General features: G+C 45.4%; 1 protein-coding gene. It reads left to right on the forward strand.

Annotated elements, in window-relative coordinates; genetic code table 11:
- A partial coding sequence (locus tag SCA31_RS22400) for a GEVED domain-containing protein (RefSeq protein ID WP_410699266.1) occupies positions 1-1,094 on the forward strand: 1,094 nt, incomplete at both ends.

Here is a 1,094-nt window from a genome sequence, read left to right on the forward strand (position 1 = left end):
GCTGACGAAGATGGTCTTACCACTTTGACGAGTGTAAGCCGCGGAGTAGCCTACAGTCTTACGGTTCCCGTAAATATTCCTTCCAGCCTGACAGGAACAAAATACTTATATGGATGGCTGGACCTTAATGGTGACGGACGTTTCCAGATAGGAGAAGTGGCAAGTACCACTACTGCTGCAGCTGCAGCTGCAAATCTTACCCTTACCTGGACCGCTGCTCAGACAGCTACCCTTGCAAGCGGAACGACTAAAGTTTATTTACGACTTAGGCTTTCTAACTTAAGCTTAATAGATTTTACCACTGCAGCAAGCGGAGGGGCCTTAATTGATGAAAGAAGTGTTGGCAATGGAGCAACTTCAGCAGCCAATGCTGTGAATAATCCAAACACGGCATTCGGAGAGATTGAGGATTATCAACTGCCTGTAGATCTGTATGATTTTGGAGATGTACCGGTTTCTTATGACAATTCGAAAGATGGTGTTTTCTTGCCTGCAGGACATATACAATTATCAGGTCTTTCACTAGGAAGTATTCTTCCGGATGTTGAACAGGTTCCTTTTAGTGTTGCTGCTGGAGCTAATAATAATGGCAGCAATGGAGATGGATTGGATGAAGATGCCATAGATGTATCGGTAAACCAGATTAGAAAAGGAGTACCCTACACCTTATCAGTTCCAGTGACCAATCCAGTGGCTACAACAAAATATATTTATGGTTGGATCGACTTTAACAATGACGGTAAGTTTGAGGTAGGAGAGGTTGCCACAACAACATTTTCTACCGTAGGTTCTACCACCCAAACGTTAAGCTGGACAGGGGCCCAGACCGGAACAATCGCTTCCGGGGCTTCAAAGCTTTATATGAGGCTCAGACTTTCAGATCGTTCCCTGAATGACTTTACCACCGCTGCCAGTGGCGGGGCTCTTATTGATGAGAGAAGTGTAGGTAACGGAGCTGTAAGCACAGCAAATGCTGCTGACTTTGGAGCAGCCTCCAACGGAGAGGTAGAAGACTACCAAATCGATGTAGTGACTACCTATGACTACGGTGATGTACCGTCCAGCTTTGAGAATGACAAGGATGGTAATCCATT

Source organism: Chryseobacterium sp. SIMBA_028 (assembly GCF_046535285.1).
Taxonomy (GTDB): Bacteria; Bacteroidota; Bacteroidia; order Flavobacteriales; family Weeksellaceae; genus Chryseobacterium.